Source organism: Streptomyces sp. NBC_01429 (assembly GCF_036231945.1).
Classification (GTDB): domain Bacteria; phylum Actinomycetota; class Actinomycetes; order Streptomycetales; family Streptomycetaceae; genus Streptomyces.
This window is the reverse complement of the sequence record NZ_CP109599.1, coordinates 1,001,623-1,026,385: the sequence shown is the minus strand read 5'-3', so window position 1 is coordinate 1,026,385 and position 24,763 is coordinate 1,001,623. Positions and strand designations below refer to the sequence as shown.

Genomic DNA, 24,763 nt, shown 5'->3' with positions numbered 1-24,763 from the left:
GATCCCGATCATCCCGGCACGCGGCACCCGGGCACTCGGCCACCGCACGGCTCAAGGCGCCAGAGGCTCAAGGCTCCACGGGTTCAGGGCTCCAGGAGGCTCAACGCCCCACGGGACCGCCCGGCAGTTCGTCCGTCGCCAGCCGGGCGGCCTCCCGCGCGCACCCCCAGGCCACGGTGACGCCCGCGCCGCCGTGGCCGTAGTTGTGCACCACCCGGCCGCCGCCCGGCAGGGGCGACGCCTCCAGCCGTACCTCGGGGCGTGACGGCCGCAGTCCCACCCGGTGCTCCAGCACCCGCGCCCCCGCCAGCTCCGGCCGGATCCTGGTGCAGCGCGCGACGATCGCGTCGGCCTCGGCCGCGTCGGGGCCCAGATCCCAGGAGTGCTCTGTCGTGGTGCCGCCGAGCAGCACCCCGTACGGCTGCGGCATCACATACGTGGTCTCGGCGGAGCCCGGCGGCGTTCCCACGAACCACTCGTCGATGCCCGGGTTCTCCACGATCACCACCTGTCCGCGCACCGGCCGCACCGACGCGTCCGACGCCAGCTCACGGGCGCCGAGCCCGGAGCAGTCCAGCACCACGGGCGCCTCGGCGGCCGGTTCGGCGAAGCCCGTGACCGTACGCCGCTCGACCGTGCCGCCGGCCGCGCGCAGCCGCGCCTTGAGATACCGCAGATGTACGGGCATGTCGATCAGCGGCACGGTGGCCCGCAGCCCCTGGCCGAACCCCTCGGGCAACTCGTCGGCACGCGCCTCGCGCAGCCCGCGCACCTTGGTGGCCCAGCCGCCCAGACCACCGAGCGGGGTGTCCGCCATCAGCCCGGGGACCAGCCGCACCCCGGTCCGGTCCGGATGCCGCGCGAGATCCTCGTAGTGGCGCAGCGACTCCTCCAGCCAGCCGCCGACCCGGTGGGCCGGCTCGATGCGGTACGGCCAGAACAGCGCCCCCGCCACCGCCGACGTGGTCCGCCCGACCGGATCACGGGTCCACAGCGCGACACGACGGCCGCCCTCCGCGAGTACCAACGCCGTCGTCAGTCCGATGACTCCGCCGCCGACCACGATCACATCGCTCTTGCTGCCGCTCATGCCCGGACGGTAGCGGAATCCGGATGCCAGGCCCATTCCGTGGCCGGTACCCGGAAATGATCATGGCGGCATGTCGTTCCCGTCCGCTCCCGCACCCCCGGCCGCGCGCCGGCGACGGCCTGCACGCCCGGACGCTTCCGCAAGATCCACCGCCGCTGAGCCCCGGCGGCGGCCGTTAGGATCGACGGTCTGATGACTGCCACGCTCGTAGCCAAGGATCTCGCCGCAGGACACGGCGACCGTTCACTCTTCGCCGGGCTCGACCTGGTCGTCGCGCCCGGCGACGTGATCGGACTCGTGGGTGCCAACGGCGCCGGAAAGTCCACCCTGCTCCGGCTGCTCGCCGGACTCGACACACCCGAGGACGGGGAGCTGAGGCTCTCGCCGCCCACCGCTGCCGTCGGCCACCTGCCCCAGGAGCCGGAGCGCCGCGCGGGGGAGACCGTACGGGACTTCCTCGGCCGCCGTACCGGCGTCGCCGCCGCGCAGAGCGCGCTGGACGAGGCCACCCAGGCGCTGGTGGACGCCGCGCCCGGCGCGGACGACGCCTACGCCGCCGGGCTGGAGCGCTGGCTCGCCCTCGGCGGCGCCGACCTGGACGAACGGGCCGAGGAGATCGCCGCCACGCTCGGTCTGACCGTCGGTCTCGACCAGCCCATGACGACGCTCTCCGGCGGCCAGGCGGCCCGCGCGAGCCTCGCCTCGCTGCTGCTGTCCCGCTACGACGTCTTCCTGCTGGACGAGCCCACCAACGATCTCGACCTCGACGGTCTGGAGCGGCTGGAGAAGTTCGTGACCGGCCTGCGCGCCGGGACGGTCGTCGTCAGCCACGACCGCGAGTTCCTGGTGCGCACCGTGACCAAGGTCCTGGAACTCGATCTGGCCCAGCAGCGGATCACCCTCTACGGCGGCGGCTACGAGGCGTATCTGGAGGAGCGCGAGACCGCGCGGCGGCACGCCCGCGAGGAGTTCGAGGAGTACGCGGACAAGAGGTCCGCGCTGGAGACGCGGGCGCACACCCAGCGCTCCTGGATGGAGAAGGGCGTCAAGAACGCCCGGCGCAAGGCGACCGACAACGACAAGATCGGCCGGAATCTGCGGACGGAGTCCACCGAGAAGCAGGCCGCGAAGGCGCGCCAGACGCAGCGGATGATCGAACGCCTCGATGTCGTCGCGGAGCCGCGCAAGGAGTGGGAACTCCGGATGGAGATCGCCGCCGCCGACCGCTCGGGCGCGGTCGTCGCGACCCTGAACGCCGCCGGTGTGACCCGCGGCGACTTCCGCTTCGGCCCCGTCACGCTCCAGATCGACCGGACCGACCGCGTCGCCATCACCGGCCCCAACGGCGCCGGGAAGTCCACGCTGCTGGCCGCCCTGCTGGGCCGCCTCCCGCTGGACACCGGCCACGCGACGCTCGGCTCCGGTGTGGTCGTCGGCGAGGTCGACCAGGCGCGCGCGCTCTTCCACGGGCCGCAGAGCCTGCTCGACGCGTTCCGCCCGGCCGTCCCCGACACCGAACCGGCCGAGATCCGCACGCTCCTCGCCAAGTTCGGCCTGAAGTCGGACCATCTGAACCGCCCCGCGACGACCCTCTCCCCGGGCGAACGGACCCGCGCGGCGCTGGCGCTGCTCCAGGGCCGGGGCGTCAACCTCCTGGTCCTGGACGAGCCGACGAACCATCTCGACCTGCCGGCCATCGAGCAGCTGGAGTCGGCGCTCGACTCGTACGACGGCACGCTGCTGCTGGTCACCCACGACCGCCGCATGCTCCACGCGGTCCGCACGACGCGGCGCTTCGTGGTGGCGGACGGCAGGGTGAGCGAGGAGTAGGACCGCCGAGGGGCGGGGCCCGCGCGGGCCCCGCCCCTCCTGCCGTCAGCGCTTGCCGCCCCGCCCGGGGTCCGTCAGCCCCGCCCGGCGCAGCGCGTCGGCCATCGCGCTGTTCGCCGGGGCGGGAGCTCCCTGGCGGGCACCGCCACCGCCACCGCCGCCGCGGTTGCCGCCGCGTCCACCACCGTTGCCGCCGCGCCCGCCGCCGCCCTGGCGCTGCTGCGGCGGCCGGCCGCCGCCTCCCGGCCGGTCCGACTTCGCCGCGGACGTGGTCGAGTCCGCGGTCGCCTCGTCGTCCAGGCGCAGGGTCAGCGAGATCCGCTTGCGGGGGATGTCGATGTCCATGACCTTCACCCTGACCACGTCGCCCGGCTTCACCACCTCGCGCGGATCCTTGACGAAGTTCCTGGACATCGCAGAGACATGGACCAGCCCGTCCTGGTGCACCCCGATGTCCACGAACGCGCCGAAGGCCGCGACATTCGTCACGACCCCTTCCAGCACCATCCCGGAGGCCAGGTCGCCGATCTTCTCGACGCCGTCCTTGAAGGTGGCCGTCTTGAAGGCCGGGCGCGGGTCCCGGCCCGGCTTCTCCAGCTCGCCCAGGATGTCCGTGACGGTCGGCAGACCGAAGGAGTCGTTCACGAAGTCGCCGGGCTTCAGGGAGCGCAGCACCGAGGAGTTCCCGATGAGGGACGCGACATCGGCGCCGGTGGTCCTCACCATCGACCTGACGACCGGGTACGCCTCCGGGTGCACGGACGACGCGTCCAGCGGATCGTCCCCGCCGCGGATCCGGAGGAAGCCCGCGCACTGCTCGTACGCCTTGGGGCCGAGCCTGGCCACGTCCTTGAGCGCGCGCCGCGACCGGAACGGGCCGTTGGCGTCGCGGTGCGCGACGATGTTCTCCGCGAGCCCCGCGCCGATACCCGAGACGCGCGAGAGCAGCGGCGCCGAAGCGGTGTTGACATCGACACCGACGCCGTTCACACAGTCCTCGACGACGGTGTCCAGGGAGCGGGAGAGCTTCACCTCGGAGAGGTCGTGCTGGTACTGACCGACGCCGATGGACTTGGGGTCGATCTTGACGAGTTCGGCCAGCGGATCCTGGAGCCGGCGCGCGATCGAGACGGCGCCCCGGATCGACACGTCCAGCTCGGGCAGCTCCTGCGAGGCGAAAGCGGAGGCCGAGTACACGGAGGCGCCCGCCTCGGAGACCATCACCTTCGTCAGCTTCAGCTCGGGATGCCTGGCGCACAGCTCACCGGCGAGCTTGTCGGTCTCCCGGGACGCCGTGCCGTTGCCGATGGCGATCAGATCGACCGCGTGTTCCTTCGCCAGCCCGGCCAGCCTGGCCAGCGACTCGTCCCACCTGTTCGCCGGGACGTGCGGATGGATCGTGTCGGTGGCGACGACCTTGCCGGTGGCGTCGACCACGGCGACCTTCACCCCCGTACGGAAGCCGGGGTCCAGGCCGAGCGTGGCGCGCGTCCCGGCGGGGGCCGCGAGCAGCAGGTCCCGCAGGTTCGAGGCGAAGACCCGTACGGCCTCGTCCTCGGCGGCCGTCCGCAGCCGCAGCCGCAGATCGATGCCGAGACGCACCAGGATCCTGGTCCGCCAGGCCCACCGGACGGTGTCCCCGAGCCACTTGTCGCCGGGACGGCCCCGGTCGGCGACGCCGAAGCGGCGCGCGACCATGGCCTCGTACGCGCCGGGTCCGGGCAGCTCCGCCTCCGCCGCGGGCTCCTCCGGCTCCATGACCAGGTCGAGGACATCCTCCTTCTCGCCGCGGAACATGGCGAGGATCCGGTGCGAGGGCAGCCGGGAGAAGGGTTCGGCGAAGTCGAAGTAGTCGGCGAACTTGGCGCCCGCCTCCTCCTTCCCCGTCCGTACCTTCGCGGCGAGCCGTCCCCGGGTCCACATCCGCTCGCGCAGCTCCCCGATGAGGTCCGCGTCCTCGGAGAACCGCTCGGTGAGGATGGCGCGCGCGCCCTCCAGGGCGGCGGCGGGATCAGCGACGCCCCGGTCCGCGTCCACGAACGCGGCCGCCGCGGCCTGCGGTTCCACCGACGGATCGGTCAACAGGCCCTCGGCGAGCGGTTCGAGACCTGCCTCACGGGCGATCTGCGCCTTGGTGCGCCGCTTGGGCTTGAACGGCAGATAGATGTCCTCCAGGCGCGCCTTGGTGTCGGCGGCCCGGATCCGCGCCTCCAGGGCGTCGTCGAGCTTGCCCTGTTCCCGGACGGATTCCAGGATCGCGGTCCGCCGCTCCTCCAGCTCCCGCAGATAGCGCAGCCGCTCCTCCAGGGTGCGCAGCTGCACGTCGTCGAGCATCTCGGTCGCTTCCTTGCGGTAGCGCGCGATGAACGGCACGGTCGAGCCGCCGTCGAGCAGCTCGACCGCCGCCCTCACCTGCCGCTCCCGCACACCGAGTTCCCCGGCGATCCGGTTTTCAATGGATGTCGTCACGCTCACGCTCCGCTGTTCATTGGTCCGCCACCAGCATTGTGGCAGGCGGCAGTGACATCGGCGGGCGCGACCGGCCCCCGACCGGCGCTCAGCGCACGCCGAACAGCCCCGCCGGGAACGCCCCGGCCGCCACCGCCGTCGCCGTGAAGGCGCCCGCCAGCTCGGTGAGCCGGGCCACACCGGCCGCGCCCAGGCGCTCGTACGGGGCCCGGTCCAGCCGGTCGGTCTCGTACTCCAGGGTCTTGCGCAGCTCCGTGCCCGCCGGGGTCAGCTCGTCCGCGCCGTCCAGCAGCCCGCGCGCCCGCAGCCGCTCCTGGGCCGCCGTCCACTCCTCCTGGCTCCAGCCGCGGCTGGCGCGGACCCAGCCCTGCTCCATGCCCCGGCCGCTCGCGGTGTGGCTGGTCAGCGCCTCGACCGGGTCGAGTTCCGCGGTCACCAGCACCGCGAGATGTCCGTCGCCCCGGTGTTCGCGCAGCAGCGTCGCGGCGTGCCAGAGCGCGAGATGCGGCGCCCGCGGCACCGGCAGGTCGGCGTTGGCCGCGTACAGCGGGCGCGCCGGGCGCGTGCCGGCCCCGGCCGCCAGCAGCGCCAGTTCGGCCGCCTCGGCCAGCTCCCGCGACGCGATGGCCTCCTCGCCCAGCAGCCGCCGCAGCATCGAGTCGGCGGCGCGCAGGCGCGCGTCGAGCGCCTGCGCGGGGGAGACGGTCTCCCACAGACGCGGGATGTACCGGCCGACGTGCTCGTGGCTGAAGTTGTAGAAGGCCGCGGTGACGACCCCCGCGCCGACCGGGCCGAGCGGAGCGGCCCGGGCCGCGAAGTAGGCGCCCCGCGCGTCCACGTCCAGGCGCGCGAACTCGCTCGTGAGGTCGGGGGAGAAGTACAGGGCCGAGTGGAGGGGATTGAGGACGGCTTGACAGTGCCGCGCGGCGCGGTCGGTCCGGGAAGTCATGGCATTCACGTTACCGACTGGTCGGTACGAGGCCACGGGCGAGGTGGGGATGGCAGGAAAAGAGGGGTATTCGTCATTGCGGACACCGTTCCCGGCCCCGAAGAATGAGCCCCATGACCGAGCGAACCGTGCTCGTCGTCCTCTTCGACGACGTGCAGAGTCTCGACGTGACAGGGCCGGTCGAGGTGTTCACGGGCGCCGCCCTCGCGGCCGGCGACCCGGGTGCCTACCGGATCCGTACCGCCTCCCTCGACGGCGCCCCCGTCCGCACCAGCAGCGGGCTCGTCCTCGTCCCCGACCTGGCGCTCCGCGACGCCCCCGACCCGCACACACTGCTCGTCCCCGGCGGACCGGGCACCGATGTCCCCGACCCGCGTCTGATCGCCTGGCTGCGCGAGCGGGCGCCCCGGGCCGGCCGGATCGTTTCGGTCTGTACGGGAGCGCTGCTGCTCGCCGAGGCGGGGCTGCTCGACGGGCGCCGCGCGACGACCCACTGGCGCGCCACCGAGCACCTCGCGAGGAACCATCCCGCCGTCGATGTCGAACCCGACCCGATCTACGTACGCGACGGCGAGATCTCCACCTCGGCCGGCGTCACCTCAGGCATCGATCTCGCCCTGGCCCTGGTGGAGGAGGACCTCGGCCGAGACGTGGCGCTCACCGTCGCCCGCCATCTCGTCGTCTTTTTGCGCCGCCCCGGAAACCAGGCGCAGTTCAGCGCCCAGCTCGCCGCCCAGAGCGCGCGCAGCGAGCCGCTGCGCGCGGTGCAGAGCTGGATCAGCGAGTACCCCGGCCGCGATCTCTCGGTCGAGTCCCTGGCCGCCCGCGCCCGGCTCTCACCGCGCCACTTCGCCCGGGCCTTCCGCGCGGAGACCGGCGTGTCCCCGGGCCGCTATGTCGAGCGGGTGCGGATCGAACACGCCCGCCGGCTGCTGGAGGACAGCGCCGACGGCGTCGAGGAGATCTCCCGGGCCTGCGGATACGGCACGCCCGAGGCGATGCGCCGGGCCTTCGTCAAGACCCTGGGGACGGCCCCGGCCGAGTACCGCCGCCGCTTCCGGCCCGCCGGATCCCCGCTGCCGGCCCACCCCTGACCACCACACTCGAACCTCACTCCGGAAAGGCCCGCCATGCGGATCGCCATCCTCCTCTTCGACCGCTTCACCGCGCTGGACGCCGTCGGCCCGTACCAGATGCTCTGTTATCTCCCCGGCGCCGAGACCGTCTTCGCCGCCGAGCGCACCGGCCCCTTCCAGGACGACGCCGGGGCCCTCTCGCTCGTGGCGGACAGGACCCTCGCCGAGCTGACCGCCCCCGACATCCTGGTCGTGCCGGGCGGTCCCGGGCAGCTGGACCAGATGGAGAACGGCGCGCTGCTCGACCGGCTGCGGGCGCTGGACGCCACCACCACCTGGACGACCTCCGTCTGCACCGGCTCACTGCTGCTCGCCGGCGCCGGTCTGCTCAAGGGCCGCCGCGCCACCTCGCACTGGGCGGCGCTCGAACAGCTGCGGACGTACGGCGTGGAGCCGGTCTCCGAACGGGTCGTCACGGACGGCAAGTACCTGACGGCGGCCGGGGTCTCCGCCGGGATGGACATGGGCCTCACCCTGGCCGGCAGGGTCGCGGGCGACCGGTTCGCCCAGAGGGTGCAGCTCCTGACGGAGTACGATCCGCAGCCGCCCTACGACGCCGGGTCCCCGGCGAAGGCACCCGCCGATCTGGTGGCGGAGCTGCGCGGCTAGGGCGTGTCAGGCGCCGGTGTTCCCGGGGGTGTCCAGGTGAAGCGCGGCTCCCGGCGCTCCAGGAAGGCGGCGGCCCCCTCCGCCGTATCGCCGCTGCCGCGCGCCTGCGCCGCCCAGTACGGGGCCGTACCGGTACGCCCCGAGGCGAACTCCTTGGCCGCCGCCTGGGTCAGGGCCGAGCGCGAGACGAGCAGCCGCGTGAACTCGGCCACCCGCTTGTCCAGTTCACCGGCCGGCAGCACCTCGTCCACGAGCCCGGTGCGCAGCGCCCGGTCCGTGTCGATCAACTCGGCCGAGAACAGCAGGTACTTGGCGGTCGCCGGGCCCACCAGCGAGACCAGCCGCCGGGTGGACGACTCCGGGTACACGATCCCCAGCCGCGCCGGAGTGACGCCGAAGAGGGCGCCCTCCTCGGCGAAGCGCAGATCGCAGGCGGCCGCCAACTGGCAGCCGCCGCCCACGCAGTGGCCCCGCACGGCGGCGAGCGTCGGCCGCGGGAAGGCGGCCAGCGCCTCCTCGGCCCGTACCGCCAGCGCCTGCGGTTCCTCGCCCGGCGCCGCGGGGTCCCGCAGCGAGGAGATGTCCGCGCCCGCGCAGAACGTGCCGCCCCCGCCGGTCAGCACCAGGACCCGTACGGCGGGATCGGCCGCCAGCCGGTCGAGCAGCGGTGGCAGCTCCCGCCACATGGGCGCCGTCATGGCGTTGCGCTTGGCGGCGTGGTGGATGACCACGTGCGCCGTACCGTCGGTGACGGTGTGCAGCAGTTGGGGCTCCATGTTCCGGATGCTATCCCTCGGGCACATGCCGCTCCGCCCCGCCGGTCAATTAGCGCTGGAGAGCGATCTGTTTCGCGCTGCTTTCTGTCAAAAGAGCACTCACTTCGCCAATAGCTGCTGACTTCTGTTCAGTAGTCCGGAACGGACTATCTCGGTCCCCACACTCGGTAATCGTGGGAGTCCGTCGGTGGCGGACACCGACGCGAAGACGACCGGTCCAACCGAAGGTGGGATACCTCAGCATGGAGAGCCGCGTGAGCGTTCCGGCCCGGCCGCTGCCGTACGAGGGGGTCTGGCGCTTCACGGCCCCCACCGCCGACGTCTCCGTACCGCGCGCCAGGCACGCCGTACGCGATCTGCTCCGGCGCCAGCGCGTACCGGTCAGGGACGTCGTGGTGCAGGGAGTGCTGCTCATCGTCTCCGAGCTGGTCACCAACGCCGTGCGCCACGCGGCCCTGCTCTCGCCCGAGGTGTCCGTCGAGGTCGCCATCGGCGCGGAGTGGATCCGGGTGTCCGTCGAGGACAACCACCCCTACCGGCCCACCGCGCTGGAGACCGACCACGCGCAGACCGGCGGGCGCGGGCTGCTGCTCGTGCGGGAGACCACCCGCGAGGCCGGCGGTGGCTGCGGGGTCGAGCACACCGCCGGCGGCGGGAAGATCGTCTGGGCGGTGCTGCCCTTCCTCTGCCCGGTCGCCGCGGAGCGTCCGCGCGGGAGCGTCACCAGCCCCCGGCAGAGCCTGTGAGCTCCCTGACCGCCGGGCGCGCCGCGTCCAGCACGGTCATGAACCACGCGGAGAACGGCGCCGCGCGGTGCCGCTCGGTCAGCTCGGCCGGGGTGACGAACGCGGTCTCGCCGACCTCCTCCGGGTCGGGGAGCGGCGAGGACTGCGCCAGCCCGACGAAGAGGTGGTTGTACTCCTGCTCGACGAGTCCGGACTCCGGGTCGGGGTGGTTGTAGCGCACCGTGCCCGCCTCGGCGAGCAGCGAGGGCGAGATGCCCAGCTCCTCGTGGGTGCGGCGGGCCGCCGCCGCGAACGGCGCCTCGCCGGGGTACGGGTGCCCGCAGCAGGTGTTCGACCAGACGCCGGGGGAGTGGTACTTGCCCAGCGCGCGGCGCTGGATCAGCAGCCGGCCCTGCTCGTCGAAGAGGAAGACGGAGAACGCCCGGTGCAGCCGGCCGGGCGGCTGGTGGGCGCTGAGCTTCTCGGCGGTGCCGATGGTGTTGCCGTGCTCGTCGACCAGCTCCAGCATGATCGTTTCTTGTGCGCCGTTCGACGAGCTGTTCGCCGTAGTGACTGGTGTGGTCGGCATAACCATCCTTCGCTTCGGGCCTCGGCCGCCAAGTCTGCCGTACAAAAGCCCCGTGTCCGTACTTCGGGGGCGTGGGCATGTCCGTTCGGCCCGGGGCCCCGGACCGAACGGCCGGCCGGTGTCAGTGGCAGAGCTTCGCCTCGTGCTCCGCGTGCCCACCCGGCTCCAGCTGGAAGGTGCAGTGCTCGACGTCGAAGTGGTGGCCGAGGCATCCTTGCAGGTCGTGCAGCATCTTCTCGTGCCCCGCCACATCCAGGGACTCCTGGTCGACCACCACGTGCGCGGAGAGCACCGGCATCCCCGAGGTGATCGTCCAGACGTGCAGGTCGTGCACGTCCACCACCCCGGGCAGCGCCAGCATATGTGCCCGTACCTCGCCCATGTCCACGTCCTTCGGAGCCGCCTCCAGCAGGACGTCGAGCGTCTCCCGGAGCAGCTTGAGCGTACGCGGGACGATCATGAGGCCGATCAGCAGGCCCGCGATCGGGTCGGCGGTCTGCCATCCCGTGGCCAGGATGATCCCGGCCGAGACCAGCACCGCGAGCGAGCCGAGGGTGTCCGCGAGGACCTCCAGATAGGCGCCGCGCACATTGAGGCTCTCCTTCTGCCCGCGCATCAGCAGGGAGAGGGAGACGAGGTTGGCGGCCATACCGATCAGGGCGAAGACGATCGTCAGCCCGCCCTTGGTCTCCGGCGGCGTGATGAAACGGTCGACCGCCTCGTAGAGGAGGAAGCCGCCGACGCCGAGCAGCAGCAGACAGTTGGCCAGCGCGGCGAGGATCTCGGCCCGCGCGTAGCCGAAGGTGCGCTTCGCCGTCGCCGGGCGCCCCGCGAAGTGGATGGCCAGCAGGGCCATGCCGAGCCCCACCGCGTCCGTCGCCATGTGCGCCGCGTCGGCGAGCAGGGCGAGCGAGTCGGAGAGGACCCCGCCCACGATCTCCACCACCATCACGGACAGCGTGATCGACAGCGCTATCCGCAACCGGCCCCGGTAGGCGGCGGTCGCGGTCCCCGCCGGTGGTGCTCCGTGCGTGTGTCCGTGGTTGTGCCCTGCCCCCATGAGGACGCCTCCCGGTCGTCTGGGCGATCTGCCGACCACGCAAGTGAACACCGGTGGGGGGTATGGGGCAACACGGGACTGAACACCGTTGTCAACTGCTCTGACCTGCGGAAATGATCGCAGGTCAGAGCGTTGACAAGATCACTCTCGCGAGGCGGCGGGTCAGCTCGCCCGCGCGGCCGGACGGTGCGTCCGCCAGCCCGCCCAGGCCGACTCGACCATCTCGCGCACCCCGCGACGGGCCGTCCAGCCCAGCTCCTCGGAGATCAGCTCGACCGAGGCGACCGCCCGCGCCGCGTCCCCGGGCCGCCGGGCCCCGATCACCGGCGGCGTACGGTCGCCGGTGACCTCCGCGACCAGATCGGCCAGCTCGCGCACCGAGACGCCCTCGCCCCGGCCGATGTTGACCGTGAGGTCCGACGGCTCCCCTGCGGCGTCCAGGTCGGCCAGCCGGCGCGCGGCGGCGAGATGGGCCTCGGCCAGGTCCGCGACATGGATGTAGTCGCGGACACAGGTGCCGTCGGGCGTCGGGTAGTCGCCGCCGAAGATCAGCGGGGCCTCGCCCCGGCTGATCCTGTCGAAGAACATCGGAATGATGTTGAACACCCCGGTGTCGGACAGCTCGGGCTGCGCCGCGCCCGCCACATTGAAGTACCGCAGACAGCCGGTGGCCATCGCGTGGGTCCGCCCGGTCGCCCGCACCAGCCACTCGCCCGCGAGCTTGGTCTCGCCGTACGGATTGATCGGCACCGCCGGAGTCCGCTCCGTGATCAACTCCACATCCGGCACCCCGTACACGGCCGCCGACGAGGAGAAGAGGAAGCGCCGGACATCCGCCGCCACCACGGCCTCCAGCAGCACCGTGAGCCCGTGCAGATTCTCCCGGTAGTACATCAGCGGCTGCTCGACGGACTCGCCGACCCGCTTCTTGCCCGCCAGATGCACCACCCCGGTGACCCCGTGCCCGGCGAGCGTGCCGTCGAGGAGTTCCCGGTCCAGCAGCGAGCCCCGCACCAGCGGGATCTCCGGCGGCAGCCGCTCCGCGAATCCGGTCGACAGATCATCGAGGACGACCACCCGTTCCCCCGACGCGGCCATCGACCGCGCCACATGTGCCCCGATATAACCCGCTCCGCCTGTGATCAGCCACGTCATGGGGCCACCCTAGAGTGCCGTCCCGGACGGCGGCCGTCCCGGACGGCCCCCCGTCCCGCCGGTCGCGGTTTGGTGGGACGCGCACCGATCGACAATGATGATCCACGCCTGGGCGGTTCCCCGCCCGGACCAAGGCGACCGGGGCGTAAACGGGCGGTGAACTCGCCCTTCCGTCCATCCGATAGCCTCTGCCGACATGCCGCCCCCGCCCGGATACCGGGCGGTGCCGTCGCGCCCCCAGCCCTGTCAGTGCCAAGGAGTGAGTTCGTCTGCCGACCGCCATCCTCGCCGGTCCTCCGGTACCCGGATCGTCGCTCGAAGGCGATCTGCGGGCGCTGGGTTTCGACGTACGTAACGCGCCGGGCGCCATCGAGGCCCGGGAACTGATCGCCTCGGCCCCCGCCGCCGAGCGGGTCGCCCTGGTCGACCCCCGCTTCGTCGGCCACGTCCACGCCCTGCGGCTGGCGCTGACCGACCCGCGCTTCCCGGCCGCCGCCGTCCCCGGCGCGCTCACCGCCCAGCCCGAGGCGCGCCCCGCGCTGCTGCGCGCCCTGACCGCGCTGGCGGACGACGGGACCCCGGCGCGGACCGGCACGGCCGGGCCGCACGCGGCCACCGCCACCGTCGCCGCGCCCTCCCGCCCGGACACCGAACAGCTCGGCTCCGCACCGGACTTCGCCGGACCGGTGAGCCCCTCCGGTCTGGACCTCGCCGACCGGGCCGCGCTCGCGCTCGACGCCGACGGCACCCCGGTCACCCGGCCCGACCTGGGGTCGCTCATCGCCGCCGTACCGGCCAACGCGCGCACCAGGGAGAAAGCCGCCGCCGAGGTCGCCGCCGTGGACGACGAGGCGGTACGGCTGCGCTCCGCGGTCAAGGCCCGCGACGGCTTCTTCACCACCTTCTGCGTCAGCCCGTACTCCCGTTACCTCGCCCGCTGGTGCGCCCGGCGCGGACTGACCCCCAACCAGGTCACCACCGCCTCGCTGATCACCGCCCTGATCGCGGCGGCCTGCGCGGCCACCGGCACCCGCGGCGGCTACGTCGCCGCCGGCGCGCTGCTGATCTTCTCCTTCGTCCTGGACTGCACCGACGGGCAGCTCGCCCGCTACTCGCTCCAGTACTCCACGATGGGCGCCTGGCTGGACGCCACCTTCGACCGCGCCAAGGAGTACGCCTACTACGCGGGCCTCGCGCTCGGCGCGGCCCGCGGCGGTGACGACGTATGGGCGCTGGCGCTCGCCGCGATGGTCCTCCAGAGCTGCCGGCACTTCGTCGACTTCTCGTTCAACGAGGCCAACGCCGACGCCGCCACCGCGGCGGCCGACGGCAAGGCCGTGGTGGGCACCCCCACCTCCGCCCTCTCCAGCAGGCTCGACAGCGTCGGCTGGACGGTCTGGATACGCCGCATGATCGTGCTGCCGATCGGCGAGCGCTGGGCCATGATCGCCGTCCTCACCGCCCTGACCACGCCCCGGATCGTCTTCTACGCCCTGCTCGCCGGCTGCGCCTTCGCCGCCTGCTACACCACCGCGGGACGGGTCCTGCGCTCGGTGACCCGCAAGGCCGTCCGTACCGACCGCGCCGCCGACGCGCTCGCCGACCTGGCCGACTCAGGACCGCTCGCCGAGACCGTCGCGCGGGTGCTGCGCCGCCCGGCCCGCGCGCTGCGCGGCCCGCTGCCGTTCCTGACCGCGCTGGCCGGCGGCGCCGCCGTCGTCTGCGCGGCGGCCTTCGCGCACCTCGACAGCCCGGTGCTCCTCCTCGGCGCCCTGGTGTACGTCCTGACCTCGGGGTTCGTCGTCGCCCGCCGGATGGGCGGCGCCCTCGACTGGCTGATACCGCCGGTCTTCCGGGCGGCCGAGTACAGCACTGTCCTGATCTTCGCCTTCCGCGCCGACGTACCCGGCGCCCTGCCCGCGGCGTTCGGGCTGGTCGCGGCGGTCGCCTACCATCACTACGACACGGTGTACCGGATCCGCGGCGGCGCCGGAGCCCCGCCCCACTGGCTCGTCCGGCTGCTCGGCGGGCACGAGGGCCGTACGTTCCTGGTCGTCCTCGCCGCCTTCCTCACGCGCGGAAGCGACTTCGCGCCGGTCCTGACGCTGCTCGCCGTCGCCGTGGCGCTGATCGCGCTCACGGAGTCCATCCGGTTCTGGGTGTCCTCCGGAGCCCCCGCCGTACACGACGAAGGAGAAACCGCATGATCGGCCTCGTACTCGCCGCCGGTGCAGGACGGCGTCTGCGCCCCTACACCGACACGCTGCCCAAGGCCCTCGTGCCGGTCGACCCGGCGGGGGAGGGCACCACCACCGTCCTCGACCTGACCCTCGGCAACTTCGCCGCGGTCGGGCTGACCGAGGCCGCGATCGTCGTCGGCTACCGCAAGGAAGCCGTGTACGAGCGCAAGGCCGCCCTGGAGCGGACGTACGGCCTGAAGCTCACCCTGATCGACAACGACAAGGCCGAGGAGTGGAACAACGCCTACTCCCTCTGGTGCGCCCGCGACGTCCTCGCCCGCGGGGTCATCCTGGCCAACGGTGACACCGTGCACCCCGTCTCCGTCGAGAAGGACCTGCTCGCCGCGCGCGGCGAGGGCCGCCGGATCATCCTCGCCCTCGACACGGTGAAGCACCTCGCCGACGAGGAGATGAAGGTCATCACGGACGGCGCCGGGGCCGTCACCCGCATCACCAAGCTGATGGACCCGGCCACCGCGACCGGCGAGTACATCGGCGTCACCCTGATCGAGCCCGAGGCCGCCGCCGACCTGGCCGACGCGCTGCGCACCACCTTCGAGAAGGACCCCGACCTCTACTACGAGGACGGCTACCAGGAGCTGGTCGACCGGGGCCTGACCATCGACGTGGCGCCCATCGGCGACATCCCCTGGGTCGAGATCGACAACCACGCCGACCTCGCGAAGGGCCGTGAGATCGCGTGCCAGTACTGACCCGGCTCATCCCCTCGCCGGTCGTCGTGGACATCAGGCCCGGCGCCATGGACGATCTCGCCGGTCTCCTCGCGGACCAGCGGATCTCCGGCTCGGGCAGGCTGGCCATCGCCATCAGCGGCGGCTCGGGCCTGGCCCTGCGCGAGCAGCTCGGCCCGCTGCTGCCCGACGCCGACTGGTTCCCGGTCGGCGACGGCACGATCGACTCGGCGGTCAAGCTCGCCGACGACATCAAGGGCAAGCGGTACGACGCGGTGGTGGGCCTCGGCGGCGGCAAGATCATCGACGTGGCGAAGTACGCGGCGGCCCGGGTCGGACTGCCGATGGTGGCCGTCGCCACCAACCTCTCGCACGACGGCATCTGCTCGCCCGTCTCGATCCTCGACAACGACAACGGCCGGGGCTCCTACGGCGTCCCCACCCCGATCGCCATGGTGGTCGACCTCGATGTCATCCGGGACGCGCCGCCCCGCTTCGTGCGCTCCGGGATCGGGGACGCCGTCTCCAACATCTCCGCCATCGCGGACTGGGAGCTGTCCCACCAGATCAACGGCGAATCCGTCGACGGCCTCGCCGCCGCCATGGCCCGTACCGCCGGCGAAGCCGTCCTGCGCCACCCCGGCGGGGTCGGCGACGACGAGTTCCTCACCGTTCTCGCCGAGGCGCTGGTCCTCTCCGGCATCGCCATGTCGATCAGCGGCGACACCCGGCCCTCGTCCGGCGCCTGCCACGAGATCAGCCACGCCTTCGACCTGCTCCACCCCAAGCGCGCCGCGCTCCACGGCGAGCAGGTCGGCCTCGGCGCGGCCTTCGCCATGCATCTGCGCGGCGCCCACCGGGAGTCGCGGCTCTTCACCGAAGTGCTGCGGCGCCACGGGCTGCCCGTGCTGCCCGAGGAGATCGGCTTCACCGTCGACGAGTTCGTACGGGCCGTCGCCTACGCGCCGCAGACCCGTCCGGGCCGCTTCACCATCCTTGAGCACCTCGACCTGTCCACCGACCAGATCAGGGACGCGTACGCCGACTATGCCTCGACCCTCAGTAGCTGAACTCCGCCCGGTCGTCCACCCGGCAGGAGTGAAGGACCGGCGCAGTGGTGAGCACTGGGCCGGACGTATGTACATGCGGGAAATCTCGCTGCGCGTCGACCGGTACCTGGTGAACACACGGGTCACGCCCAACCAGCTGACGTACGTGATGACCGTCGCCGGTGCCCTCGCCGCCCCCGCCCTCCTGGTGCCGGGCATCACGGGCCCGCTGCTCGCCGTGCTGGCGGTCCAGCTCTATCTGCTGCTGGACTGCGTCGACGGGGAGATCGCCCGCTGGAAGAAGCAGTACTCGATGACCGGGGTGTACCTGGACCGGGTCGCCGCCTATCTGTGCGACGCCGCCGTTCTGGTCGGCTTCGGGCTGCGGGGCGCCGACCTGTGGGGCACCGGCCGGACCGACTGGCTGTGGGCCTTCCTCGGTACGCTCGCCGCCCTCGGCGCCATCCTGGTCAAGGCCGAGACCGACCTGGTCGGCGTCGCCCGTCATCAGCAAGGGCTTGCCCCGGTCAAGGAGTCGGCCTCCGAGCCGCGCTCGTCCGGTATGGCGCTGGCTCGCAGGGCCGCCGGGGCGCTCAAGTTCCACCGGCTCATCCTCGGTATCGAGGCGTCCCTGCTGATCCTTCTCCTGGCGATCCTGGACTCGGCCAGGGGAGACCTGTACTTCAGCCGCCTCGGCATCGCCGTCCTCGCCGGGATCGCGATCCTCCAGACGCTCCTGCACCTGGTCTCCATCCTGGCGTCCAGCAGGCTGAAGTGAGCGGCATGCGGCTCGGCGCGGTGATCATCACCATGGGTGACCGACCCGGTGATCTGCGCGCGCTGCTCGACTCGGTCGCCCGGCAGGACGGCGACCCCATCGAGACCGTCGTGGTCGGCAACGGCGCCCCCGTGGGCGCCGTTCCGGCCGGGGTGCGGACCGTCGAGCTGCCGGAGAACCTCGGTATCCCGGGCGGCCGCAACGTCGGCATCGAGGCGTTCGGCGCGGCCGGTTCCGACGCGGACGTCCTCCTCTTCCTCGACGACGACGGGCTGCTGGACCGCACCGACACCGCCGAGCTGATCCGGAAGGCGTTCACCGCCGATCCCGCCCTGGGCATCGTCAGCTTCCGGATCGCCGACCCGGAGACCGGAATCACCCAGCGCCGCCACGTCCCCCGGCTGCGCGCCTCCGACCCGCTGCGCTCGTCGCGGGTGACGACCTTCCTCGGCGGGGCCAACGCCGTACGGACGAAGGTCATCGAGGAGGTCGGCCCGCTCCCCGGCGACTTCTTCTACGCGCACGAGGAGACCGACCTCGCCTGGCGGGCCGTGGACGCCGGCTGGATGATCGACTACCGCGCCGACATGGTGCTCCTCCACCCGACCATGCCGCCGTCGAGGCACGCGGTCTACCACCGCATGGTCGCCCGTAACCGGGTGTGGCTGGCCCGTCGCAATCTGCCCGCGCCTCTCGTTCCCGGCTATCTCGGTGTGTGGCTCCTGCTCACTCTGGTCAGACGTCCCTCCGTGCCGGCGCTCAAGGCATGGTTCGCCGGGTTCCGGGAAGGCTGGGCCACGCCGTGCGGCCCGCGCCGTCCCATGAAGTGGCGTACGGTGTGGCGGCTGACCCGGTTGGGCCGACCGCCCGTCATCTGACAAGCTCGGCTCTGAGAGCATCGGGCGTACTTCTCCCGGGGCGCGGGTCCCCCGCCCTCGCCCGACCGGCTGCGCATCTTGAACACGAAAGTTTCAACTTGTGAGTGACACAACCCAAGAGGGTGCGATCGCTGTGAGCGCCCCCCCTTCGCCCGACGACGGTCTGTCCTCGGCCGATCTCGCCGCCAAGTACGGGCTGGCGGTGAGCGGTGCCCGGCCAGGACTGCGGGACTACATCCGGCAGCTGTGGGGCCGGCGCCATTTCATCCTGGCCTTCTCCCAGGCGAAGCTCACGGCCCAGTACAGCCAGGCGAAGCTGGGCCAGCTGTGGCAGGTGGCGACGCCGCTGCTGAACGCCCTTGTCTACTACTTGATCTTCGGCCTGATCCTCGGGACCAGGAAGGGCTTCAGCCAGGAAGTATTCATCCCCTTCCTGGTCACCGGCGTCTTCGTCTTCACCTTCACCCAGAACTCGGTGATGGCCGGGGTCCGGGCGATCTCCGGCAACCTGGGCCTGGTGCGGGCGCTGCACTTCCCCCGGGCCTCCCTGCCGATCTCCTTCTCGCTCCAGCAGCTCCAGCAGCTGATGTACTCCATGATCGTCCTGGTCGTCGTGGCCGTCGGCTTCGGCAGCTATCCCCGGCTGAGCTGGCTGCTGGTGGTGCCCGCGCTGGCCCTCCAGTTCGTCTTCAACACCGGGCTCGCGCTGATCATGGCCAGGCTGGGCAGCAAGACGCCCGACCTGGCCCAGCTGATGCCGTTCATCCTGCGTACCTGGATGTACTCGTCCGGGGTGATGTTCTCCATCCCGGTCATGCTGGAGAAGAAGCCCGCCTGGATCGCCGACGTCCTTCAGTACAACCCGGCCGCGATCTACATGGATCTCGTCCGGTACGCGCTGATCGACGGCTACAGCTCATCGAACCTGCCCGCGCACGTCTGGCTGGTGGCGCTGGCGTGGTCGGTGCTGCTGGGCGTCGCCGGCTTCGTGTACTTCTGGAAGGCTGAGGAGCGGTACGGCCGTGGCTGAGGAGAAGAACCAGGGACGGATCCCCACCGTCATCGCCGACGACGTGCACATCGTGTACCGCGTCAACACCGGGGGCAGCGCCAGAGGCAGCGCCACCGCGGCCCTGAGCCGCATACTCCGGCGCGACAAGGGGGAGTCGCGCGGGGTCCGCAAGGTGCACGCCGTGCGGGGGGTCACCTTCACCGCGTACCGCGGCGAGGCGATCGGCCTGATCGGCACCAACGGCTCCGGCAAGTCGACCCTGCTGCGTGCCATCGCGGGTCTGCTCCCCGCCGAGAGCGGCAAGGTCTACACCGACGGCCAGCCGTCCCTGCTCGGGGTCAACGCCGCCCTGATGAACGATCTGACCGGTGAACGCAACGTCATCCTCGGCGGCCTCGCCATGGGCATGACCCGCGAACAGATCAGGGACCGCTACCAGTCGATCGTCGACTTCTCCGGCATCAACGAGAAGGGCGACTTCATCACGCTGCCGATGCGCACCTACTCCTCGGGCATGGCCGCCCGGCTCCGGTTCTCCATCGCCGCCGCCAAGGACCACGACGTCCTGATGATCGACGAGGCGCTGGCCACCGGTGACCGCCGGTTCCAGATCCGCTCGGAGCGGCGGATCAGGGAACTGCGCAAGGAGGCGGGCACCGTATTCCTGGTCAGTCACAGCAACAAGTCGATCAGGGACACCTGCGACCGGGTGCTGTGGCTGGAGAAGGGCGAGCTGCTGATGGACGGACCCACCGACGAGGTGCTCAAGGCGTACGAGAAGGAGACCGGCAAGTAGTCACCCGGCCCGCCCCCGCCGCGGTCGTACGGCCCCCGCCGGATCCTCTCCGGCGGGGGCCTTGTGTCAAAAGTCGGTCAAGTCCATTACGCCGGGGGATGGTTGGGATGGGTCGCGATGCTCTTGTAATGCGCTCAACACCCCGAGGTGTTCCTCTTAGTTGTACAACGTAAGCTGTGCTGGGCCGATTCGCGGCAAGTGGGGCCAATACCCACTGAGCACCCTGCCCGCCGAGCGGCCTTCCGCACTCGCCGCGACCGGCGGCGTGTCCGAAATGGGATGTATTGAGTCGGCAGTGTAGAACGGGAGATGTGACGGCAATGACGGAAAATCTCCAGCTCCGCGAGGATTCCGCCGTCCCCGTACCGGGCAGTGCGCGGTGACGGGCACCCCACGGGTGGGCCCCGGCGGCTCCGCGCGCGCCACCCTCGACAAGGCCACGGAGGAGAACTTCCCCGTGGCACCGTTCTTCCTGCCGCGCGCCTGGCGCGACGACCTGATGGCCGTGTACGGCTACGCGCGGCTGGTGGACGACATCGGCGACGGCGATCTGGCCCCCGGCGGCGCGGACGCCCGCCACCTCGGTGTGGACCCCGCCTCCGCCGACGACCGGACCGCGATGCTCGACGCCTTCGAGGCCGACCTGCGGCGCGTCTTCGATCCGGCGGGCCCGGCCCCCGCGCATCCGCTGCTGCGCGGCGTGATCCCGACCGTCCGGCGCCGCTCGCTCACCCCCGGGCCGTTCCTCGGTCTGATCGAGGCCAACCGGCAGGACCAGTTGGTGCGGCGCTACGAGACCTACGACGACCTGCTCGCGTACTGCGAGCTGTCCGCCAACCCGGTCGGCCGCCTCGTCCTCGGGATCACCGGCACCGCGAGCCCCGAGCGGATCCGGCGCTCCGACGCCGTGTGCACGGCGCTCCAGATCGTCGAGCACCTCCAGGACGTGACCGAGGACCTCGGCCGCGACCGGGTCTATCTGCCCGCCGAGGACATGAAGCGCTTCCACGTCACTGAAGCGGATCTGGCCGCGCCGAGCGCCGGCGCCTCGGTGCGCGCCCTGATCGCCTTCGAGGCGGAACGCGCGCGGCTGCTGCTGGACGAGGGCACCCCGCTGGTGGGCAGCGTCCACGGCAGGCTCAGGCTGCTGCTCGCCGGATTCGTGGCCGGAGGGCGCGCCGCCCTCGTTTCGATCGCGGCCGCCGGGCACGATGTGCTCCCCGGGCCGCCCAAACCCACCAAGCCGCGTCTGCTGCGCGAAGTGGGAGCCGTCCTGCGACGTGCGCACAGAGAGGGGTGAGCGGGAACATGGAGGGACAGACGCCCATGTCCGCACCGGTACTGGCGGCCTACAGCTACTGCGAGGCCGTCACCGGGCAGCAGGCCCGTAATTTCGCCTACGGCATCAGGCTGCTGCCGACCGACAAGCGGCAGGCCCTGTCCGCGATGTACGCGCTCGCCCGCCGGGTGGACGACATCGGGGACGGCACGCTGGCGCCGGGGATCAAGCAGGCGCGGCTCGACGACACCCGCGCCCTGCTGGAGCGGGTCCGCGCCGGCGAGATCGACGAGTACGACACCGACCCGGTCGCCGTCGCCCTCGCGGACGCGGCGCACCGCTTCCCGATCCCGCTCGGCGGGCTCGACGAGCTGATCGACGGCGTGCTGATGGACGTCCGGGGCGACACCTACGAGACCTGGGACGACCTCAAGGTCTACTGCCGGTGTGTCGCCGGGGCCATCGGGCGGGTCTCGCTCGGCGTGTTCGGCACCGTGCCGGGCGCGCCCGGCGCCGAGCGCGCCGCCGAGTACGCCGACACGCTGGGGCTCGCCCTCCAGCTGACCAACATCCTCCGGGACGTGCGGGAGGACGCGGGCAACGGGCGTACGTATCTGCCCGCCGACGACCTCGCCAAGTTCGGCTGCTCCGAGGGATTCCACAGCGCCACCCCGGCCGCCGGAGCCGACTTCGCCGGACTCGTGCACTTCGAGGTGCGCAGGGCGCGCGCCCTGTTCGCCGAGGGGCTGCGGCTGCTGCCCCTGCTCGACCGGCGCAGCGGTGCCTGCACGGCCGCCATGGCGGGGATCTACCGCAGGCTCCTCGACCGGATCGAGCGCGACCCGCTCGCCGTCCTGCGCGGCCGGGTCTCGCTGCCCGGTCACGAGAAGGCGTATGTCGCGGTGCGCGGGCTCTCCGGTCTCGACGCCCGGAACATCTCCCGGCAGGCCGTCAGGAGGCGCGGCTGATGCGGCACCCCGTGCGCGTCGCCCTGTCGCCCGCCGCCCCCGCCCGGCCCCTCCCGTCGAATATGTGTACGCACCGGAATCGCTCAACCCCGGATGTATATGACGCGTCCCTGACTACGACGGCCGTAGGAGGGAACGTATGAGGTCGACCGAGGACGGCACGCGGGCCCACCACGCGGTCGTGGTCGGCGCTGGGCTCGCCGGGATCACCGCCGCCCTACAGCTCGCCGACGCGGGGGTGCGGGTGACGCTCGTCGAGGGACGGCCGAGGCTCGGCGGCCTTGCTTTCTCCTTCCGCCGCGGCGACCTCGTCGTCGACAACGGCCAGCACGTCTATCTGCGCTGCTGCACCGCCTACCGGTGGTTCCTGGACCGGGTGGACGGCGCCGCGCTCGCGCCGCTCCAGGACCGGCTGGACGTTCCCGTGCTCGACGTCGGCTCCGGCCGCGGCCCCCGGCTGGGCCGGATCCGCCGCAACGCGCTGCCCGTACCGCTGCATCTGGCCGCCGGACTCGCCGCGTACCCGCATCTCTCGCTCGCCGAACGGGCCTCCGTCGGCCGCGCCGCGCTCGCCCTCAAACGGCTCGACCTCGGCGATCCCGCCCTGGACGACACGGACTTCGCCACCTGGCTCAGCCGGCACGGACAGTCCGCCCGCACCATCGAGGCGCTGTGGGACCTGGTCGGCGTGGCGACCCTCAACGCGACCGCGCCCCACGCCTCCCTCGGGCTCGCCGCCATGGTCTTCAAGACCGGACTGCTCTCCGAGCCCGGCGCCGCCGACATCGGCTGGGCGCGGGTCCCGCTCGGCGAACTGCACGACACCCTGGCGCGCAAGGCGCTGGACTCCGCGGGGGTACGCACCGAGCTGCGCACCCGCGTCGGCTCCGTCTCCCGCGCCCCCGGCGGCGGCTGGCACGTCGACCTCGACGGCGAGCGGCTCGACGCGGACGCCGTCGTCCTGGCCGTACCCCAGCGCGAGACGCACGACCTGCTGCCCGAGGGCGCGCTCGAACACCCCGGCCGGCTGCTGGAGATCGGCACAGCGCCGATCCTCAACGTCCATGTCGTCTACGACCGCCCGGTGCTCCGGCGCCCCTTCTTCGCCGCGCTCGGCACGCCCGTCCAGTGGGTCTTCGACCGCACCGACGCCTCGGGGCTGAAGGAGGGCCAGTACCTGGCGCTGTCCCAGTCGGTGGCCGACGACGACATCGACGCGCCCGTGTCGGAGCTGCGCGCCCGCTATCTGCCCGAACTCGAACGCCTGCTGCCCGCCGCCGGGGGGGCGGAGGTACGGGACTTCTTCGTCACCCGGGAGCGCACCGCGACGTTCGCCCCCGTCCCCGGCGTGGGCAGGCTGCGGCCGGCCGCCCGCACCCGCGCCCCCGGCCTCTACCTGGCCGGCGCGTGGACCGCCACCGGCTGGCCCGCGACCATGGAGGGCGCGGTGCGCAGCGGCTTCAGCGCCGCGGGCGCGGCCCTGCGTGAACTCGGCCGCCGCCACGAACACCCCTTGCGGGAGGCGGCATGAGCCCGAGTACCGCACCAACGAGTACTGGAACAAGAGGAGAGACCGTGCCGACTGTGCCCCCGGCCAATCCGGCTGTCGACACCGCGGATGTCCACGCGCTGCTGGAGCGCGGGAGGAGCCTGTCCACGCCGGTGCTGCGCGCCGCCGTCGAACGGCTCGCCGCACCCATGGACACCGTCGCCGCCTACCACTTCGGCTGGATCGACGCCGAGGGCCGGCCCGCCGACGGCGACGGCGGCAAGGCGGTGCGCCCCGCGCTCTCGCTGCTCTCCGCCGAGGCGGCCGGAGCCACCGCCGAGACGGGCGTTCCCGCCGCCGTGGCGGTGGAACTCGTCCACAACTTCTCGCTGCTGCACGACGACCTGATGGACGGTGACGAGCAGCGCCGCCACCGCGACACCGTATGGAAGGTGCACGGTCCCGCGCAGGCCATCCTGGTCGGCGACGCGCTCTTCGCGCTCGCCAACGAGGTGCTGCTGGAGATCGGCACGCCCGAGGCGGGCCGCGCGACCCGCCGGCTGACCACCGCCACCCGCAAGCTGATCGACGGTCAGGCCCAGGACATCTCCTACGAGCACCGCGAGCGGGTCACCGTCGAGGAGTGCCTGGAGATGGAGGGCAACAAGACCGGCGCCCTGCTGGCCTGCGCGGTCTCCATCGGCGCTGTCCTCGGCGGAGCCGATGACCGGACGGCCGACACGCTGGAGGCGTACGGCCACCACCTCGGCCTGGCGTTCCAGGCCGTGGACGATCTGCTCGGGATCTGGGGCGATCCCGAGGCCACCGGAAAGCAGACCTGGAGCGATCTGCGCCAGCGCAAGAAGTCGCTTCCCGTCGTCGCCGCGCTCGCCGCGGGCGGCCCGGCGTCCGAGCGGCTCGGCGAACTGCTGGCCGCCGATGCGAAAAGCAATGATTTCGAGACCTTTTCCGAGGAAGAGTTCGCCACGCGCGCGGCGTTGATCGAGGAAGCTGGTGGCCGCGAGTGGACCTCCCAGGAGGCCCGCAGGCAGCACGCGATCGCCATCGAGGCTCTTGATGGTGTGGACATGCCGGAAAAGGTCCGGGCGCAGCTCGTCGCGCTCGCCGACTTCGTCGTCGTACGGAAGAGATGATCACGATTCCCTTATGCCTCCTTTCCTGGTGTTGATCCCC

Annotated in this window: 22 protein-coding genes; 15 read left to right on the top strand and 7 right to left on the bottom strand. The window is 72.1% G+C overall.

Features of this window, described 5'->3' with window-relative positions; translation table 11 throughout:
• Positions 1-100: 100 nt before the first annotated feature.
• Complete coding sequence (locus tag OG627_RS04430) at positions 101-1,090, bottom strand: FAD-dependent oxidoreductase (RefSeq protein WP_329061608.1); 990 nt, start codon at positions 1,088-1,090, stop codon at positions 101-103.
• Between the two features lie 192 nt (positions 1,091-1,282).
• On the opposite strand from OG627_RS04430, the gene OG627_RS04425 reads away from it, so the two are divergent.
• Complete coding sequence (locus OG627_RS04425) at positions 1,283-2,920, top strand: ABC-F family ATP-binding cassette domain-containing protein (protein WP_329061606.1); 1,638 nt, start codon at positions 1,283-1,285, stop codon at positions 2,918-2,920.
• Between the two features lie 45 nt (positions 2,921-2,965).
• Here OG627_RS04425 and OG627_RS04420 read toward each other — a convergent pair whose 3' ends face one another.
• Positions 2,966-5,389, bottom strand: a complete 2,424-nt coding sequence (locus OG627_RS04420) for a Tex family protein (protein WP_329061604.1) — start codon at positions 5,387-5,389, stop codon at positions 2,966-2,968.
• A gap of 88 nt (positions 5,390-5,477) precedes the next feature.
• Positions 5,478-6,338: an SCO6745 family protein gene (locus OG627_RS04415; protein ID WP_329061603.1), complete on the bottom strand. Its 861-nt coding sequence runs from the start codon at positions 6,336-6,338 to the stop codon at positions 5,478-5,480.
• A 113-nt stretch (positions 6,339-6,451) separates the two neighbouring features.
• Between OG627_RS04415 and OG627_RS04410 the strand changes: the two genes are divergently transcribed.
• A complete protein-coding gene (locus OG627_RS04410) occupies positions 6,452-7,432 on the top strand; it encodes a GlxA family transcriptional regulator (RefSeq protein ID WP_329061602.1) in 981 nt (326 codons plus the stop codon).
• Between the two features lie 36 nt (positions 7,433-7,468).
• A complete protein-coding gene (locus OG627_RS04405) occupies positions 7,469-8,083 on the top strand; it encodes a DJ-1/PfpI family protein (protein WP_329061601.1) in 615 nt (204 codons plus the stop codon).
• Here the strand turns inward: OG627_RS04405 and OG627_RS04400 are convergent.
• Complete coding sequence (locus OG627_RS04400) at positions 8,080-8,859, bottom strand: enoyl-CoA hydratase/isomerase family protein (RefSeq protein ID WP_329061600.1); 780 nt, start codon at positions 8,857-8,859, stop codon at positions 8,080-8,082. The two genes, OG627_RS04405 and OG627_RS04400, sit on opposite strands and share 4 nt — an antisense overlap.
• 242 nt (positions 8,860-9,101) lie before the next feature.
• Between OG627_RS04400 and OG627_RS04395 the strand changes: the two genes are divergently transcribed.
• Positions 9,102-9,605, top strand: a complete 504-nt coding sequence (locus tag OG627_RS04395) for an ATP-binding protein (RefSeq protein WP_329061599.1) — start codon at positions 9,102-9,104, stop codon at positions 9,603-9,605.
• Here the strand turns inward: OG627_RS04395 and idi are convergent.
• The 3 genes from idi to galE form a co-directional block, all read right to left on the bottom strand.
• Positions 9,580-10,173, bottom strand: a complete 594-nt coding sequence (gene idi, locus OG627_RS04390; RefSeq protein ID WP_329061598.1) for an isopentenyl-diphosphate Delta-isomerase — start codon at positions 10,171-10,173, stop codon at positions 9,580-9,582. The two genes, OG627_RS04395 and idi, sit on opposite strands and share 26 nt — an antisense overlap.
• Positions 10,174-10,294: 121 nt before the next feature.
• Positions 10,295-11,233, bottom strand: coding sequence for a cation diffusion facilitator family transporter (locus OG627_RS04385; RefSeq protein ID WP_329061596.1), 939 nt, complete (start codon positions 11,231-11,233; stop codon positions 10,295-10,297).
• A gap of 162 nt (positions 11,234-11,395) precedes the next feature.
• On the bottom strand, positions 11,396-12,388 hold the full coding sequence (galE, locus tag OG627_RS04380) for a UDP-glucose 4-epimerase GalE (RefSeq protein WP_329061594.1): 993 nt from the start codon (positions 12,386-12,388) through the stop codon (positions 11,396-11,398).
• A gap of 269 nt (positions 12,389-12,657) precedes the next feature.
• Between galE and OG627_RS04375 the strand changes: the two genes are divergently transcribed.
• From OG627_RS04375 to OG627_RS04325, 11 genes are all read left to right on the top strand, one after another.
• The gene (locus tag OG627_RS04375) at positions 12,658-14,595 is read left to right on the top strand and encodes a DUF5941 domain-containing protein (RefSeq protein WP_329072348.1); all 1,938 of its coding nucleotides are present in this window, start codon (positions 12,658-12,660) and stop codon (positions 14,593-14,595) included.
• The gene (locus OG627_RS04370) at positions 14,592-15,341 is read left to right on the top strand and encodes a phosphocholine cytidylyltransferase family protein (protein WP_329061592.1); all 750 of its coding nucleotides are present in this window, start codon (positions 14,592-14,594) and stop codon (positions 15,339-15,341) included. Before OG627_RS04375 ends, OG627_RS04370 begins: the two co-directional genes overlap by 4 nt.
• Positions 15,329-16,390, top strand: coding sequence for an iron-containing alcohol dehydrogenase family protein (locus OG627_RS04365; protein ID WP_329061590.1), 1,062 nt, complete (start codon positions 15,329-15,331; stop codon positions 16,388-16,390). The genes OG627_RS04370 and OG627_RS04365 overlap by 13 nt, the downstream gene beginning before the upstream one ends.
• A complete protein-coding gene (locus OG627_RS04360) occupies positions 16,368-17,147 on the top strand; it encodes a CDP-alcohol phosphatidyltransferase family protein (protein WP_329061588.1) in 780 nt (259 codons plus the stop codon). The genes OG627_RS04365 and OG627_RS04360 overlap by 23 nt, the downstream gene beginning before the upstream one ends.
• A gap of 5 nt (positions 17,148-17,152) precedes the next feature.
• Positions 17,153-18,025, top strand: coding sequence for a glycosyltransferase family 2 protein (locus OG627_RS04355; protein ID WP_329072346.1), 873 nt, complete (start codon positions 17,153-17,155; stop codon positions 18,023-18,025).
• A gap of 100 nt (positions 18,026-18,125) precedes the next feature.
• On the top strand, positions 18,126-19,055 hold the full coding sequence (locus tag OG627_RS04350) for an ABC transporter permease (RefSeq protein ID WP_329061586.1): 930 nt from the start codon (positions 18,126-18,128) through the stop codon (positions 19,053-19,055).
• Positions 19,048-19,833 (top strand): ABC transporter ATP-binding protein, encoded by a 786-nt coding sequence (locus OG627_RS04345; protein ID WP_329061584.1) that lies wholly within the window; start codon positions 19,048-19,050, stop codon positions 19,831-19,833. Before OG627_RS04350 ends, OG627_RS04345 begins: the two co-directional genes overlap by 8 nt.
• Before the next feature lie 379 nt (positions 19,834-20,212).
• Entirely contained in the window at positions 20,213-21,133 is a 921-nt protein-coding gene (gene hpnC, locus OG627_RS04340; protein ID WP_329061582.1) for a squalene synthase HpnC, read from the top strand.
• 8 nt (positions 21,134-21,141) lie between these two features.
• A complete protein-coding gene (gene hpnD / locus OG627_RS04335; protein WP_329061580.1) occupies positions 21,142-22,080 on the top strand; it encodes a presqualene diphosphate synthase HpnD in 939 nt (312 codons plus the stop codon).
• Between the two features lie 139 nt (positions 22,081-22,219).
• Positions 22,220-23,611: a hydroxysqualene dehydroxylase HpnE gene (gene hpnE, locus OG627_RS04330; protein ID WP_329061578.1), complete on the top strand. Its 1,392-nt coding sequence runs from the start codon at positions 22,220-22,222 to the stop codon at positions 23,609-23,611.
• Between the two features lie 53 nt (positions 23,612-23,664).
• Complete coding sequence (locus OG627_RS04325) at positions 23,665-24,723, top strand: polyprenyl synthetase family protein (protein WP_329072344.1); 1,059 nt, start codon at positions 23,665-23,667, stop codon at positions 24,721-24,723.
• Positions 24,724-24,763 lie beyond the last annotated feature (40 nt).